Source organism: Vibrio sp. R12-SG2-ISO1 (assembly GCF_059834045.1).
Genome location: NZ_JCBDGO010000015.1, coordinates 92852 through 109092 on the forward strand (window position 1 = coordinate 92852; position 16241 = coordinate 109092).

The 16241-nt window shown below is 50.9% G+C and carries 11 protein-coding genes and 1 pseudogene; 6 read left to right on the forward strand and 6 right to left on the reverse strand.

Annotated elements, in window-relative coordinates:
• Positions 1-30: 30 nt before the first annotated feature.
• The 6 genes and pseudogenes from AC6R10_RS10895 (at position 31) to AC6R10_RS10920 (ending at position 9843) form a co-directional block, all read left to right on the forward strand.
• Positions 31-1026, forward strand: coding sequence for an ABC transporter ATP-binding protein (locus tag AC6R10_RS10895; RefSeq protein WP_334553970.1), 996 nt, complete (start codon positions 31-33; stop codon positions 1024-1026).
• A 116-nt stretch (positions 1027-1142) separates the two neighbouring features.
• Positions 1143-2945, forward strand: coding sequence for a glycoside hydrolase family 9 protein (locus AC6R10_RS10900; protein WP_500672245.1), 1803 nt, complete (start codon positions 1143-1145; stop codon positions 2943-2945).
• Positions 2942-3850 carry a glucosamine kinase nucleotide-binding domain-containing protein gene (locus tag AC6R10_RS10905; protein ID WP_500672246.1) on the forward strand — a complete coding sequence of 303 codons (909 nt, stop codon included), beginning with the start codon at positions 2942-2944 and terminating at the stop codon, positions 3848-3850. Before AC6R10_RS10900 ends, AC6R10_RS10905 begins: the two co-directional genes overlap by 4 nt.
• Positions 3847-5766: pseudogene (locus tag AC6R10_RS10910) on the forward strand (beta-N-acetylhexosaminidase); the annotation flags it as partial. The gene AC6R10_RS10905 and the pseudogene AC6R10_RS10910, both read left to right, overlap by 4 nt.
• A gap of 192 nt (positions 5767-5958) precedes the next feature.
• Positions 5959-8364 (forward strand): glycoside hydrolase family 94 protein, encoded by a 2406-nt coding sequence (locus AC6R10_RS10915; RefSeq protein WP_500672247.1) that lies wholly within the window; start codon positions 5959-5961, stop codon positions 8362-8364.
• A gap of 57 nt (positions 8365-8421) precedes the next feature.
• The gene (locus AC6R10_RS10920) at positions 8422-9843 is read left to right on the forward strand and encodes a phosphoglucomutase/phosphomannomutase family protein (RefSeq protein WP_500672248.1); all 1422 of its coding nucleotides are present in this window, start codon (positions 8422-8424) and stop codon (positions 9841-9843) included.
• Between the two features lie 95 nt (positions 9844-9938).
• On the opposite strand, the gene AC6R10_RS10925 is transcribed toward AC6R10_RS10920, so the two are convergent.
• From AC6R10_RS10925 to AC6R10_RS10950, 6 genes are all read right to left on the reverse strand, one after another.
• The gene (locus AC6R10_RS10925) at positions 9939-10970 is read right to left on the reverse strand and encodes an ABC transporter ATP-binding protein (RefSeq protein WP_487902098.1); all 1032 of its coding nucleotides are present in this window, start codon (positions 10968-10970) and stop codon (positions 9939-9941) included.
• Positions 10970-12595: an ABC transporter permease gene (locus AC6R10_RS10930; protein WP_500629320.1), complete on the reverse strand. Its 1626-nt coding sequence runs from the start codon at positions 12593-12595 to the stop codon at positions 10970-10972. Before AC6R10_RS10930 ends, AC6R10_RS10925 begins: the two co-directional genes overlap by 1 nt.
• Before the next feature lie 167 nt (positions 12596-12762).
• Positions 12763-13779, reverse strand: a complete 1017-nt coding sequence (locus tag AC6R10_RS10935) for a Fe(3+) ABC transporter substrate-binding protein (protein WP_500672249.1) — start codon at positions 13777-13779, stop codon at positions 12763-12765.
• Between the two features lie 295 nt (positions 13780-14074).
• On the reverse strand, positions 14075-15304 hold the full coding sequence (locus AC6R10_RS10940) for an ammonium transporter (RefSeq protein ID WP_334553955.1): 1230 nt from the start codon (positions 15302-15304) through the stop codon (positions 14075-14077).
• Positions 15305-15331: 27 nt separating this feature from the next.
• Positions 15332-15670: a P-II family nitrogen regulator gene (glnK, locus tag AC6R10_RS10945; RefSeq protein ID WP_334553954.1), complete on the reverse strand. Its 339-nt coding sequence runs from the start codon at positions 15668-15670 to the stop codon at positions 15332-15334.
• Positions 15671-15858: 188 nt separating this feature from the next.
• Positions 15859-16230 carry a YacL family protein gene (locus tag AC6R10_RS10950; RefSeq protein WP_487902101.1) on the reverse strand — a complete coding sequence of 124 codons (372 nt, stop codon included), beginning with the start codon at positions 16228-16230 and terminating at the stop codon, positions 15859-15861.
• Positions 16231-16241: the final 11 nt, after the last annotated feature.

A 16241-nucleotide genomic window follows, 5' to 3' on the forward strand; every position in this document is an offset into this window, starting at 1 on the left:
AGAAACTGAAGAATTTCATTGGAGACCATTATGAGCACAGAATATGGCGACTTGTTGATTGAGGGAAAAAATCTAGTCAAAGATTTCCCGATCAACAGCAATGCACTGCAACAACCTATGATGCGCGCGATCAACGACGTGTCATTCAAAATGTACAAAAGCCGCGGTTTGTCGGTGGTGGGCGAATCCGGCTCGGGTAAATCCACGACCGCGAAAATGATCGCCAAAATGTATGCGCCAACCTCAGGCGACATCATTTACAAAGGCCGTGACATTCAAACCATCAAGTCAAAATCGGACTTAATGAGTTATCGCGAAGGGGTACAAATGGTCTGGCAAGACCCATTTGGCTCGCTCAACCCAACACACAATATTTTCCACCACATTGCCCGTCCCTTGCTGATCCATAAAAAAGTCACGCCGGGCAACAAAAAAGAACTGCAAGAGCGAGTGTACGATCTGCTGGAACAAGTGGGCCTTATTCCGCCGAAAGAGACCGCAGAAAAATACCCGCATCAACTCTCCGGTGGTCAGCGCCAACGGGTCAACTTGGCGCGTAATATTGCCGTTGGCGCTGAGGTTGTACTTGCCGATGAACCGACCTCGATGCTCGATGTGTCGATTCGTGCCGGGGTATTGAACCTGATGGAAGAGATGAAGTTCGACAAACAGATGTCACTGCTCTACATCACGCACGACATCGCCACGGCTCGCTACATCGCCGAAGATCTGGCGGTGATGTACGTGGGTCACATGGTCGAGTGGGGCGATACCGAAGAGATCATCCATAAACCTCAACACCCCTACACGCAGCTGCTGGTTTCTGCGGTGCCCGATCCGAGTAAATCGATTCACGAGAAGCTCAAAGGCAACAAAGGGGAAATTCCGCTTTGGACGCCAGTTTCAACCGGCTGTCCATTTGCAGGGCGCTGTGAGCACGCTACTGAGCGCTGCCGTGAGCAATTACCTGAGGTAACTCAACTGTCTGAAAACCACTTTGTGCGTTGTTATCTGTTTGAACACTAATCGCGCTTAAACAGCCATCGCACCAAAAATGCAGCCAAGGGCGCTCCTTGGCTGTGATGAACACCTTGAATACCCGCGCTTGCGCGGTATAAGACATACCACGTTCGGAGAACAGAATGCTGCTACTGACTAACCATCTTGGTTATGAAGCCCTTGGTCCAAAACAGGCGGTACTGATGACAAACCACGCACTAGAGACGCTCCCCACTGCTCGTCTCGTGTGCGCGAAGAGTCATCACACGCTCGCCACCTATCAAACCGAGCCCGGTGGCACCGTCGACCATTGGCACCAAGGGCATTTTTTTCGCATTCCGTTTTCCAATTTTGACCAAATCGGCCAGTTCTACTTGGCCATTGATAGGTTGAACAAAGATACGTTAGAAAACGATACCTCGAGAGAAAACGAGTTGAGCAATGACGACTCAGTCCGCTCCCACACTTTCGAGATTCGCCATCAACACTTGCTCAGCGCCACACTGTCCGATGTGCTGCACTACTTTAAGTCTCAGCGTTGTACGGGCGTGTTTGATCAGCAAGATCGCCACGTGCCCCTTTACGGCCATGATGCGTACGCGGATGTCCACGGCGGCTGGTATGACGCCTCCGGCGATGTCAGCAAATACCTCAGCCATCTATCTTATGCCAATTACTTCAATCCACAGCAGATCCCCATGGTCGTGTGGAACCTATTCAATGGCTTAGAGCAGCTGCAAACGCTCGATTCCGTCCCCGCGTTTACTCGCCTGAGAATGGCAGAAGAAGCATTGCACGGCGCCGATTTTTTAGTGCGAATGCAACATCCCGATGGCTACTTTTACATGACGGTGTTTGACCAGTGGTCAAAAGAGACCAGCAAACGCCATATATGCGCTTATGCGACACAATTGGGCCATAAGTCCTCGGACTTTCAAGCTGGATTTCGTCAAGGCGGCGGCATCGCGATTGCTGCGCTCGCTGCCGCCGCACAGCGCGAACAAGGCGGAGAATATCGACCCGACGACTACTTGGCGGCGGCGGAAAAAGGCTATTGGCACCTTATCTCACACAACCGCGAGTACTTAGACGATGGCGTTGAAAACATCATCGATGAGTACTGCGCACTACTGGCCTGTTGTGAGCTCTATCGCGCCACAAAACAGATACGCTATTTGCAACAAAGCCAAGAGTGGGCCAACAAACTGATGGCGCGTCAATGCAGCGATGACGATCAGCGCCATTTCTGGTCCGCGAATCACGATGGCTCACGCCCCTACTTTCATGCCAGTGACGCAGGATTACCAGTGATCAGCTTGTGTCGCTATCTGGATATTGAAACCGATGCGGCGCAGCGAGACAGCGTCCAGCGCGTGATTGAACAAGCGGTGCGGTTTGAACTCTCCATCACGCAAGCGGTGCACAACCCCTTTGGTTACCCTCGCCAATACACCAAGCCTCTGTCAGAGGAGAAAAGTGCGCGCTTTTTCGTTCCCCATGACAATGAAACCGGCTACTGGTGGCAGGGCGAAAACGCGCGGCTCGGCTCTCTAGCGAGCATGGCCCATATCGCTCAGCGCCACCTTGATAACCCGGCACTGTGTCAGCAATTGGATAGCTTTGCAGAAGACTGTTTGAGCTGGATTTTAGGCTTGAACCCATTTGATCTCTGCATGCTTGGTGGCGCAGGTCACAACAACCCAGACTACCTGCCTGAGCTGGGCTTTTTTAACGCCAAAGGGGGGATTTGTAACGGCATTACCAGCGGATTTGATGATGAACGAGACATCGCCTTCAATCCGTCCCCTCAATGTGATGACATGCTGCAAAACTGGCGTTGGGGCGAACAGTGGATTCCTCATGCGGCGTGGTATCTGCTCGCCATTTGTCACCAGGCGCGTCGCTTCTCTCAAACTCACCCGTTCTCAAAGGAGCAAGCGCAATGACCCATTTATATGTCGGCATTGATGGCGGCGGCACCTCGTGCCGAGCACGGATTCGAGATGCGCAGGGACGCTTACTTGGCGAGGGAAAAAGCGGCAGCGCTAACATTTTACTCGGCATCGAACCTGCTCTGACATCCATTGTCGATGCCGTCACGACAGCAGGCACGCAGGCCGAGTTGACGAGCGCTGATTTCACACGCATGCACCTTGGCCTTGCCCTCGCGGGCGCGGAGCAAAAGTCTGCATGGTTTGCGATGATGGAGCAGCCTCACCCATTCGCCTCCATCGTCCTCAATACGGATGCCTATGGCGCTTGTCTTGGCGCGCATGACGGCCAAGATGGTGCCATTCTGATTGCTGGTACAGGCTCATGCGGCCTATTGATCAACGGTGGTGAGCAGCAAGTGGTCGGTGGCCGTGAGTTTCCCATCTCCGATCAAGGCAGTGGCGCGATGATGGGGCTAAGGCTGATCCAAAAAGTGCTGCTCGCCTATGATGACATTGAGCCCAAAACACCGCTCTACCATTACGTGATGACACACTTTCACCATGACGTCGATGCGATTGTTGCCTGGTCAAAGCAAGCGCTGCCGCGCGATTATGGTCAGTTTTCGCCTCAGATATTTCAATTCGCCGATGAAGGATGCCCGTTGGCACAAGCACTCTTACAGCAAACCCGTGACGATATCGAAATGTGGCTGCAAGCGTTACGCCGCCGAGGCGCGACGCGCATTTGTTTGATGGGCGGTGTCGCGGAGCGCATGCAAGCGTGGCTATCGCCACCGATGAGAAGTCTGATTGTGCCTGCTAAGTTCGACGCCATCGAAGGGGCACTGATGTTTGCGGGTAAACCTGAGCACAACCTTTATAGACTGAGCGACATTCAACACGAAGGTGCACAATGAGTTATCGAGTGGATTTTGCGGTGCTCAATGAGAGCAAAGAAGGTTGCCGATTTGGCCTCACCTTGCACAACTTAACCGATCAAGACCTGCCCGCTTGGCAGTTACAGTTCATTCTTGATCGCTACATTCAGCCAAGCAGTGTCAGCCACGGGCAGATTGTGCAGATTGGGAGTTTTTGCACTTTAACGCCAGATGTCGACACGTTAACCGCTAACCAACACTTTTATTGCGAATTTAGCATCAGAACCGCGCCGCTACGTTTTTATACTGATGGACTAAAAGATGCGCTGCTGATCGACCTTGAGCAACATCAAACACACGCGGTGCATGTCTCGCCGATCGCGCTCGCCTCGCCCTACCGCGAGCGCGCCGAGATCCCAGCCCGCTCAGAGCTGCCGTCAGCGCCCTTGGCTCTGATTCCAAAGCCCAATGCTCTAGCACTCAAAGAGGACGAATATCGTCTCTCTGAACACAGCCAAATCACCTTGCAAACCGCATTGGCAGAACGCGGCGCTACTTGGCTGCAACAAGAGCTAGCCACACTGCATGATTTTGAGGTGCACACGATTGGGCAAAGTGACATCCTCTTTCGCTCGAACCCAACACTTGATGAGGGGGAATACCACTTAACCGTGACTCATCATGGTGTGCAGCTTGAATCCGGCTCGGACGTCGGTTTTATCCATGCCAGCGCCACCTTGCTGCAGCTCATCAGACCCGCGAAACAAGGCAATGGGCTCGCCGTACCGCTAGTCACCATCAGCGATAAACCCCGTTTTGGCTATCGCGGCATGATGCTAGATTGCGCGCGCCATTTTTACTCGGTGGCGCAGATCAAACGCCTCATCAACCAGCTGGCGCACTACAAATTCAACACCTTCCATTGGCACCTTACCGATGACGAAGGGTGGCGTATTGAAATCAAATCCTTGCCTCAATTAACTGAGATTGGGGCGTTTCGCGGTCCAGATTTGGCGTTACAAGCGCAATTTAGTCATCTAGGGCAGCGCTACGGTGGATACTACCGCCAAGAAGAGATCGCCGCCGTGATCGACTATGCCGCAGAGCGAGGCATCACAGTGATCCCTGAAATTGATATTCCAGGCCACTGCCGAGCGGCGCTCCAATCCCTACCGGAATGGCTGTATGACGCCAGTGATCGCTCAAACTACCGCAGTATCCAGCATTACAGCGACAACGTGTTGTCCCCCGCTCTGCCTGGTACCTATGCGTTTCTCGACGCGGTACTTGAGGAAGTGGCGGCGCTTTTCCCGTCCCCTTGGGTTCATATCGGCGCCGACGAAGTGCCGCAAGGAGTGTGGCTAGAGAGTCCAGCGTGCATCGCGTTAATGAAAGAGCACGGCTACAAGAGCAGCAAAGAGCTACAGGGTCATCTGCTGCGTTACGCCGAACGCAAGTTACGCAGCTTAGGTAAACGAATGGTCGGTTGGGAAGAAGCGCAACATGGTGACAAAGTGAGCAAAGATACCGTGATCTACTCTTGGCTCAGTGAGGACGCTGCATTGCACTGCGCCAAACAAGGCTTTGACGTCATCTTACAGCCTGGTCAAAGCACCTATCTCGATATGAGCCAAGATTACGCCCCTGAAGAGCCGGGCGTCGATTGGGCCAGCGTGATCCCGCTTGAAAAGGCGTATCGCTACGAGCCACTGGCAGACATCGCCGACAACGACCCAATTCGACGTCGCATTTTAGGCATTCAATGTGCGCTATGGAGCGAAATTGTCACCGAGCCTGAACGCATGGACTACATGATTTTCCCGCGCCTAACCGCGCTTGCCGAAGCGGGCTGGAGTGAAAAACACCAGCGCGATTGGTTGGACTACCTTGCGCGACTCAACGCCCACTTACCGCTGCTCGACAAACAAGGTGTGGCCTATAGAGCACCTTGGCGAACAGCTGCAAGCACTGGCGCCAAACCTCAAGCACCCAAACAACGAGGTGACGAGACAAAAAAATGAGCGTCGGATAGCGCTGGTGAGAGACCTGCAATCCTGACGATAAACTTAACCCATTGAATCACTACTTACAGTTTTCACTAGCTTAGATTTGGTTACTGATTGGTAACTTGTAAAAAGGAAAGACACATGAAATACGGCTATTTCGATAACGAACATCGTGAATACGTCATCACTCGACCAGACGTCCCTGCACCATGGACTAACTACTTAGGCACAGAAAAGTTCTGTACCGTCATTTCGCACAATGCGGGCGGCTACTCTTTCTACAACTCCCCTGAGTACAATCGCGTCACCAAATTCCGCCCCAATGCCAGCTTTGATCGCCCTGGGCATTACGTCTATCTGCGCGATGATGTCAGCGGTGATTACTGGTCTATCTCATGGCAGCCGGTTGCGAAGAGTTTAGACGAAGCGACCTATGAAGTGCGCCACGGCCTCTCTTACTCCAAATTCAAATGTGAGTACAGTGGCATTAGCGCGACCAAAACCTTATTTGTACCGAAAGGCGAAGACGTTGAAATTTGGGATGTGGTGATCAAAAACACCTCAGATACGCCACGCACGATCAGCGCGTTTTCGTTCGTCGAATTCTCATTTAGCCATATTCAATCGGACAATCAAAACCACCAGATGTCACTTTACTCTGCGGGCACCGAATACCGTGACGGCGTGATTGAGTATGATCTCTACTACAACACCAACGATTTTGAAGGCTTCTATTACCTCGCCTCCACCTTCGATCCAGACTCGTATGATGGTCAACGCGATCGTTTCCTTGGTCTCTATCGTGACGAAGCCAATCCGATTGCCGTCGAGCAAGGACGCTGCTCGAACAGCGCGCAAACTTGTTACAACCACTGTGGCTCACTACACAAACAGTTCACGCTTGCACCGGGTGAAGAAGTGCGTTTCGCCTACTTACTCGGTATCGGAAAAGGCAATGGCGAGCGTTTGCGCGCCAAATACCAAGATGTGAATGAAATCGATCGCGCCTTTGCCGGCATCAAAGCGCACTGGGACGAGCGCTGCAACAAGTTCCAAGTCCACTCGCCGAACGAAGGGCTGGATACCATGATCAACACTTGGACGCTGTACCAAGCCGAGACCTGTGTTGTCTGGTCACGTTTCGCTTCCTTTATTGAAGTAGGTGGACGCACCGGGCTGGGCTATCGTGACACGGCTCAGGATGCGATTTCCGTCCCACACGCCAACCCGAAAATGACGCGCAAGCGCATTGTCGATCTGCTTCGCGGTCAGGTCAAAGCGGGGTACGGTCTGCACTTGTTTGATCCTGACTGGTTCGATCCTGAAAAAGCGGATGTGAAACCCTCCAAATCACCAACCGTGGTTCCAACCCCTTCCGATGAAGATAAGATTCACGGCATTGAAGATACCTGCTCTGACGATCACCTTTGGTTGGTGCCGACCATCTGTAAATACGTGATGGAAACGGGCGAGCACGGATTTTTTGATGAGACCATTCCGTATGCCGATGGCGGCGAAGCCAGTGTCTATGAGCACATGAAAGCCGCGCTCGACTTCTCGGCTGAGTACGTCGGTCAAACCGGCATCTGTAAAGGCCTGCGCGCTGACTGGAATGACTGTCTCAACCTTGGTGGCGGTGAGTCATCGATGGTCTCTTTCCTCCATTTCTGGGCACTGCAAGAGTTCATCGACTTGGCCAAGTTCCTTGGTAAAGAGGAGGATGTGGAGAAATACAGCCAAATGGCGGCTAATGTCCGTGAAGCGTGTGAAACTCACCTCTGGGACGACGAAGGCGGTTGGTACATTCGCGGCTTGACCAAAAATGGCGACAAGATTGGTACTGCGCAGCAAAAAGAAGGCCGTGTCCATCTGGAGTCGAACACCCTCGCCGTCCTCTCTGGTGCGGTCTCGCAGCAGCGTGGCGAGCGAGCCATGGACGCAGTTGATGAACACCTATTCTCCGAATACGGCTTGCATCTCAACTCGCCCTCATTTGCGACCCCTAATGACGACATCGGCTTTGTTACTCGCGTCTACCAGGGCGTGAAAGAAAACGGCGCCATCTTCTCACACCCTAACCCTTGGGCTTGGGTCGCAGAGGCCAAACTGGGCCGCGGCGATCGTGCGATGAAGTTCTACGATGCGCTCAACCCATACAACCAAAACGACATCATCGAGAAACGTGTCGCTGAACCTTATTCCTACGTGCAATTTATTATGGGGCGCGATCATCAAGATCATGGCCGCGCCAACCACCCTTGGCTAACCGGCACCTCAGGCTGGGCTTACTTTGCGGTCACCAACTTTATTTTGGGTGTGCGCAGTGGATTTGATGGCCTAACCATCGACCCGTGTATTCCGACCGATTGGCCGGGCTTTGAGGTTACGCGTGAGTGGCTAGGTGCCACTTATCACATCAAAGTCGACAATCCGAATTCGGTGAGCAAAGGGGTTCAATCCATCACGGTGAACGGCCAAGCCGTCGAAGGTGTGGTTCCGGTTCAGCCTCAAGGCTCTGTCAACCAAGTGGTTGTGGTATTGGGATAACGAGTCAGCCCAGAGCGTCCTTGCGCCGCTCTGGGCTTGATAGAAAGGAAAACAACTATGAGTTCAGCAATTAAATTTGGCACCGGCGGTTGGCGTGCGTTTATTGGTGAAGCGTTCACAAAAGACAACGTGCGCCTTGTTGCCCAAGCGCTGGCCAATATCATCAATCACGAACAGGTCAGCGACCGCGGATTCGTGATTGGTTATGACCGCCGCTTTCTCTCCGATAAAGCGGGCCGCTGGTTTGCTGAAGTGCTCGCAGCGAACGGGATCTGCGTGAGTTTTATCGACAAATTCGTGCCCACCCCTATCGTGATGTTCAAGGCCAAGCAGATGAATTGCGCCTACTCGGCATGCATCACCGCCTCGCACAACCCAGCGGATTACAACGGTATCAAGGTGTTCATCGAAGGTGGCCGCGACGCCGATGAAGTGATCACACAAAAAATCGAAGCGCAAATTGAAACTCTCAGCCAAAACGATGTGTTGAGCATGGAATTTGAGCAGGCACTTGATAGCCAGCGTATTAAGCTCATTAATCCAATGAACGAGTTTGTCGATTCCATCATCGATTTCATCGACATTGAAGCTATTAAAAAAGCCAACTTACGCGTTCTCATCGACCCGATGTTTGGGGTCGCGAAGAACGCTTTGCAAACCGTTTTGATTAACGGCCGCTGCGATGTGGATGTGATTCACGATGGCAAGAACCCCGATTTTGGCGGACTGATGCCCTCACCTAGCGCTGCAACCTTATATCGCCTCAAACATCTGGTGGCAGCAGAGGGCTACGACATTGGTATTGGTACCGATGGGGATGCCGACCGTTTAGGCATCATTGATGAAAAAGGACATTTTATTCACCCCAACGAAGTACTGATGCTGCTCTATTACTACCTACTTGAGTACAAGGGCTGGAAAGGTGCGGTGGTGCGTAACATCGCGACCACTCACCTGCTCGATAAAATCGCCGCCGATCATGGTGAAGCGTGTTATGAAGTCCCGGTTGGCTTTAAACACATCAGCTCCAAGATGGAAGCGCACGATGCACTGATCGGCGGAGAGAGCTCAGGCGGCTTGACCATTCGCGGTCACATTAAGGGCAAAGATGGGGTATTTGCATCCAGCTTATTGGTGGAGATGATCTCCGTCACTGGGAAAAAACTCTCCGAACTGCTTGGTGAAATCTATTCACGCTACGGCTACGCCTATACCGCGGAAGGGGATTGTACGTTTAAAGCGGCGCAAAAACAGGCACTGTATGATCGCCTCTACGTCGAGAAGCAACTGCCTGAATTTGAGTATGACATCGACAAAGTCAGCTACGAAGATGGCGCGAAAGTGGTGTTTAAAAATGGTGGATGGGTCATCGCACGTTTCTCTGGGACTGAACCGCTACTACGAATTTTTGCTGAGATGGCAGACCAAGCCACGGCTGAAAAAGTGGTGCTGCAAATGAAAACCTTCCTCAAACTCTAGGCTTCATCGCGATCCATCTTGGGTCCACCCTATAGGTGAAGAAGATTTGCCCGGTACTATACCGGGCATTTTTTTGTCGGAATGTCCGCTCTAGACTAGAAGGCCAATACGCCTTGGGTATCCACTTTGACAGACACATGTTGGCCAATCATCAACGGCTCAGGGGAGCTGGCGAGCAAGAGATTGCCACCCGCATTGATGACATAACGGCAGTGATCGCCCATAAACTGCTGCTCTAACACCGAGATACTGCTCTCTTGAGTCGCACTGATCTGGACATGTTGTGGACGAAGTAACAATTCACATTCGCCGCCTTGAGAAATCTCATGTTGCGCAGTCGCTTCAATCACACCGAGTTCGGTTTCGAACTCAGACGATGAGATGCGCTTGGCTTTGATGTAACTGCCGCCGCCCAAGAAATCCGCCACAAATTTACTCGACGGTTGGTAGTAAAGCTCGCCTGCCGTCCCGTATTGCTCAATGACGCCGTGGTTCATCACCGCCATTTTGTCTGCAAAGGCAAAGGCCTCTTCGCGGCTATGGGTGACGAATATCGCCGTGACGCCCTGCTTTTTGAAAATCTTGCGAATTTCACCAATCAGCTCATGGCGCACTTGGGTATCGATGTTAGAGAACGGCTCATCAAGCAAGAGCAAGTCCGGCTTGTACGCCAAAGAGCGAGCAATGGCCACGCGTTGCTGTTGACCACCCGACAGCTGATGCGGGTAGCGATCGCCATAACCACTGAGATGCACCAATTCCAGCATCTCTTCCACGCGCTGATGTTTGTCTTGCGCTGAGAGAGCGGTCAAACCAAAGGCAATGTTTTGTTCTACCGTCAGATGGGGAAACAGCGCGTAATCTTGGAAAATCATACCAATGTTGCGCTGCTCAGGCGGCAACCAGTGCTCGCCATTATCAATCACGTTGCAATTGAGACTCATGGTGCCTGAACTGAGCGGAAGCAAACCAGCAATCGCTTTGAGCAACGTCGTTTTCCCACAACCACTGGCGCCAAGTAGACAGACAATTTCACCATGCTCGACCCGCAAAGATAACGACTCGAGTACCGTGGTCTGGTCGTCATATTTACAAGTGAGGTTTTCAATAGATAGCGCGCAACTCATCAGTGTGTGTGCTCCAGTGAACGGTTGATCAGAACTAAAGGAATAAGGCCAACGAGAACCAACAATACGGCAGGTAACGCCGCCAGCTCCAATTTCTCATCGGAGGCAAAGTTATAGACGTAAGTCGCTAAGGTTTCGAAGTTGAATGGGCGGAGTAAAAGGGCGGCGTTGAGCTCTTTCATCGACTCAATAAACACTAGCAGGCCCGCAATCAAAGCGCCGCGACGCACCAGTGGGAAATGAACTCGCCACACCATCTGATTGACGCTGCACCCCATGGTGCGCGATGCCATATCCAGTGAGGGCGACACTTTGCTCAAACTGCTTTCAATGCTGCCAATCGCCACCGCTGAAAAACGCACCACCATGGCGAAGATAACTGCAAACATAGAACCAGAGAAAATCAACCCTGGGCGTCCCCACTCCATCCATTTAGCGACATCATTAACCAAATGATCGAGACTGAGTACAGGCACCATGATACCAATTGCCAATACTGTGCCCGGCACCGCATAGCCCAGTGAAGAGAGGCGCATAAAACTGACGCTGGTCTTACTCGGTGTAATACGCTGACAGAAGTTGAGTACCAAAGCGATCGCCACACCAATCAACGCAGCGGAAATAGAGACATAGAGACTATTGAGCGCAAATTGGCGAAACTCTGCGGTCCAGCTTTGTGAGAAGTAGGTGTAGGCATACATCAGCAGTTGACCCAACGGGAAAAGAAAAGCGATACAAACCAAACCCCAACACCAAATCAGGGCTAGCCACTTCTTCCAACCCGTTAGCACATAACGAAAATCTTCACGGCTATTAAACTGCTGCTGAAAGAGCTTTTGTTTGCGTCGGCTGTAGCGTTCCGCGCTAAGCAGCAAGATCACAATCAACAACATGATGGCGGAAATTTTTGCTGCGGCCGTTAAGCTTGAGTAGCCTAACCAAGTGTCATACACCGCGGTGGTCAACGTATTGACCGCGAAATAGCTGACCGTACCAAAATCACCGATGGTCTCCATCGCAACCAGCGACAACCCTACCGCCATTGCCGGGCGTGCCAGTGGCAATGAAATTCGGCGAAAGCTCTCCCAAGGGGAGCACTTCAATAAGCGCGCCGATTGCAACAGCGACACATTCTGTTCCATAAACGCGGCGCGGCACAGCAGATACACGTAGGGGTAGAGTACCAACGACAGCACCACCACCGCACCGCTTAGGGTACGAATATCCGGAAACCAGTACTCACCCGGTCCCCAGCCAGTGACGCCACGTAGCCACACCTGCACCGGGCCAGCAAAATCAAACCAATCGGTAAAGATGTATCCAACAATATAGGCAGGCATAGCCAGCGGTAAGACCAATGCCCACTGTAATACTCGCTCACTGGGCAAGCGACACATCGCCATCAGCCACGCGCTCGGCACACCAAAAAGCAGAGAAAATGCCATGGTTCCAAGTGCTAGCAACACTGTGTTGTAAGTGTAAGTTGGGAGAACCGTCGACATCAGATGGCCAAAGAGGTCATCTGTCTCGCCGATGGCGGTGTAGAATATCGCTAAGATCGGTAAAACCAGCAACAAAGCAAGCGCTCCACTGCTGGTTTTCCATGAATAATATTTTTCTTTCATTGCCTATTTATCATCAGGCTGTATGAGGGATAGATGCAGTTGCAAATACATCTCATATCCTTTAACCGTATAGGTGTATTTATACCCTTATAAGCAAACAACCTCAAGCTCGGCAAAGAAAAGCGAGACTTGAGGTTGTCTTTAATTAATGGTCTGTGTGAGCAGAATTACAGATCAAATTTCACTTCATCAAGCAGTTTCACTGCTGCTTCGTGGTGATCGGCGATCTCATCTAGCGAGAGAGTATCGGCTTTAAAGTCACCCCAAGAAGCCACGAGCTCTGAACGTTTTACACCCGCTTTGACTGGGTATTCGTAGTTCACTTCTGCGTACATCTCTTGCGCGACGTCATCCGCAAGGAATTCCATCAGCTTCACTGCGTTCTCTTTGTTAGGCGCGTATTTCGCCATCGCCATACCTGAGATATTCACGTGTGTACCTGTGGTGCTTTGGTTCGGGAAGTTGATGTACACCGCGTCAGCCCACGCTTTCTGCTCTGGATCGTTAACCATTGCGCCTAGGTAGTAGCTGTTACCTAGCGACACGTCACACAAACCTTCTTTAATGGCTTTCACTTGTGCACGGTCATTACCTTGCGGTTTACGTGCTAGGTTCGCTTTCACCCCTTCCAACCAAGCTTTGGTCGCCGCTTCGCCTTCATGAGCAATCATAGAGGAGATCAGTGATACGTTGTATGGGTGCTTACCGCTACGTGTACAGATTTTGCCTTTGAACTCTGGCTTGGCTAAATCGGCGTAAGTGAAGTCTTCACCCAATTTGCCTACGCGGTCGCGCGAAGAGTAAACGCTGCGAGTACGTGTCGTCAGAGCAAACCATTCGTTATTTTCATCTTGGTATTGAGCAGGAATGTTGCTCTCAAGCACGTCACTGTTTACCGCTTGCACCAGACCTTTGTCGGTAAGCTCAGCTAAGCGGCTGATGTCAACAGTGAGCACGACGTCTGCTGGGCTGTACTCTCCTTCCTGAGCGAGCTTTTCTGCGATCCCTGTTTTCGCAAACTTGACGTTTACTTTGATACCGGTTTCTTTGGTAAATTCGTTGAACATCGGCTCAACAAGGAAAGGCTGGCGGTAAGAGTAGACATTTACTTCTTCTGCAGCGAGAGACGCGGTTGGGGCAACAGTTGCACAGGCTAATGCAGAAAGAGTCAGCAGTTTTTTCATCGAGTCAATCCTTTAGATTTATATAATAATGATAATGTTTATCAATGCGTTTATTATATTCAACAAACTTTAGAAAACAATCCATCAATAAGCAAAACAGGCGGGTTAACGGCTGATTTTAAACCCCTTTATTTGTAACAACTTGTATCACACCTAACCAAATATTGATTAATTTTGTATCAACTCAGTCTCAAAAGCCAGAGCGTATCTATGGTGCTTTTACTCAGCCCCTGAAGCATAGATCAAAAAAAGCCCACACTGAGTGTGGGCTTCATACTTTGTATTAAAAAGTGATTTATTTCACAGTCACGAACTCTGGGTAAGCACCAACACCACAGTCGTGCATGTCCATACCTTCCATCTCTTCGTCTTCAGAGACTCGGATACCCATTGTTGCTTTCAAGATACCCCAGACCACTAGGCTTGCACCGAATACCCAAGCGAAGATCACTGCAGCACCAAGAAGCTGTGCACCGAATGAAGCGTCACCGTTGCTTAGTGGCACAACCATCAGGCCGAAGAAGCCACACACACCGTGAACAGAGATAGCACCCACTGGATCGTCAATCTTAAGTTTATCTAGACCGATGATGCTAAACACAACCAATGCACCTGATACCGCACCGATAGCCACAGAGTAAAGTGGTGATGGTGACAGTGGGTCAGCAGTGATAGCTACCAAGCCCGCCAACGCACCGTTAAGAATCATAGTCAGGTCTGCTTTACCCCAAGTGGTTTTACAAACAAACAGCGCTGCAATGGCACCTGCTGCGGCTGCGGCATTGGTGTTTAGGAAGATTTGACCAACCGCTGTTGCGTTCTCGAAATCTGATACCATCAACTGTGAACCACCGTTGAAGCCGAACCAACCGAACCATAGGATGAAGGTACCCAACGTTGCCAATGGCATGTTTGAACCAGGAATTGGGTAGATTTCACCGTTTTTGCCGTATTTACCTTTACGTGCACCAAGAAGAAGTACGCCTGCCAATGCTGCTGCTGCGCCTGCCATGTGAACAATACCAGAGCCTGCAAAGTCGCTAAAGCCCGCTTCAGATAGGAAGCCACCGCCCCAAGTCCAGTAACCTTCGACTGGGTAGATGAAGGCTGTAAGTACGACAGCGAAAATCAAGAAAGCCCATAGCTTCATACGCTCAGCCACTGCGCCAGAGACAACCGACATCGCCGTCGCCACGAACACAACTTGGAAGAAGAAGTCAGACTCAAGGGAGTGGTCTGCACCTTCACCTTGCGTACCAATCAGCGCACCGATTGATGGTAGCCAACCGCCTTCGCCGTTGTCGACGTACATAATGTTGTAGCCAACCACCAAGTACATGGTACAAGCGATAGCGTATAGGCAGAAGTTTTTGGTTAGGATTTCAGTGGTGTTCTTTGAACGTACTAGACCCGCTTCCAGCATCGCAAAACCCGCTGCCATCCACATAACTAACGCACCTGAAATGAGGAAGAAAAAGGTGTCTAGTGCGTAACGTAACTCTGTTACTGTTGTTGATAATTCCATCGTGTTTATCTCCAGTCCTTTGAATTCTTAAAGTGCCTCAACATCCGTCTCACCAGTACGAATACGCACTGCTTGACTTAGGTCGTAGACAAAAATCTTACCGTCACCAATTTTTCCGGTGTGCGCCGCTTTCGTGATGGCTTCGATAACGCGGTCAACGTTTTCAGCCTGAGTGGCGATCTCTAGTTTTACTTTGGGTAGAAAATCGACTTGATATTCTGCACCACGGTAAAGTTCTGTATGGCCTTTTTGGCGACCAAAGCCTTTCACCTCTGATACAGTCATCCCCTCGATGCCCACATCGGCTAACGCCTCTCGAACATCATCTAATTTGAACGGTTTGATAATCGCATTAATAAGTTTCATCGCATCCTCTCTGAAGCAGTCATCCTTTTGCTTTTCTATAATCCAAGGTGCGTGCCAAGTTTTTAAACCATTGATAAATATGAAATTACATTAATTTTCCATCCTGTAGAACGAAAAACGCGCACCATAAAGGTGCGCGCACTTCCCAAAAACAGAGCATCAGTGAATTCATTCACCAATAGGGTGCATTACATTGTACGAAGAAAGGATTTCCACTGGTCGAGCAGTTGTTCGAAATCTTCCAAACCGCAGCTTGCACGGCTCTCGCTCTCATACAACTCGAACTCACTTTCCGCGCCAAGGTCAAAGTCATGCTTTAAGCTGTTCTCTTCCACTAACACTTCATCACCTTGAACTGTCAGAGAAATTTCTCGGCCTTCTAAAATGAACTCTTGCTGAGGCGCAGCTTTCGCACTGGCTAGCAACTGATCAATGCTCTCGAGTTTGACGGGGTCTTGACCAATTTCTTCCTGAAGCCAGCGACCAAAGACCTCATGCCCCATACTGGATCTTACGTAGACGTCACCCAGTAAGGTATTCTTAATAAATTCAAATTCCATAATTGAACCAC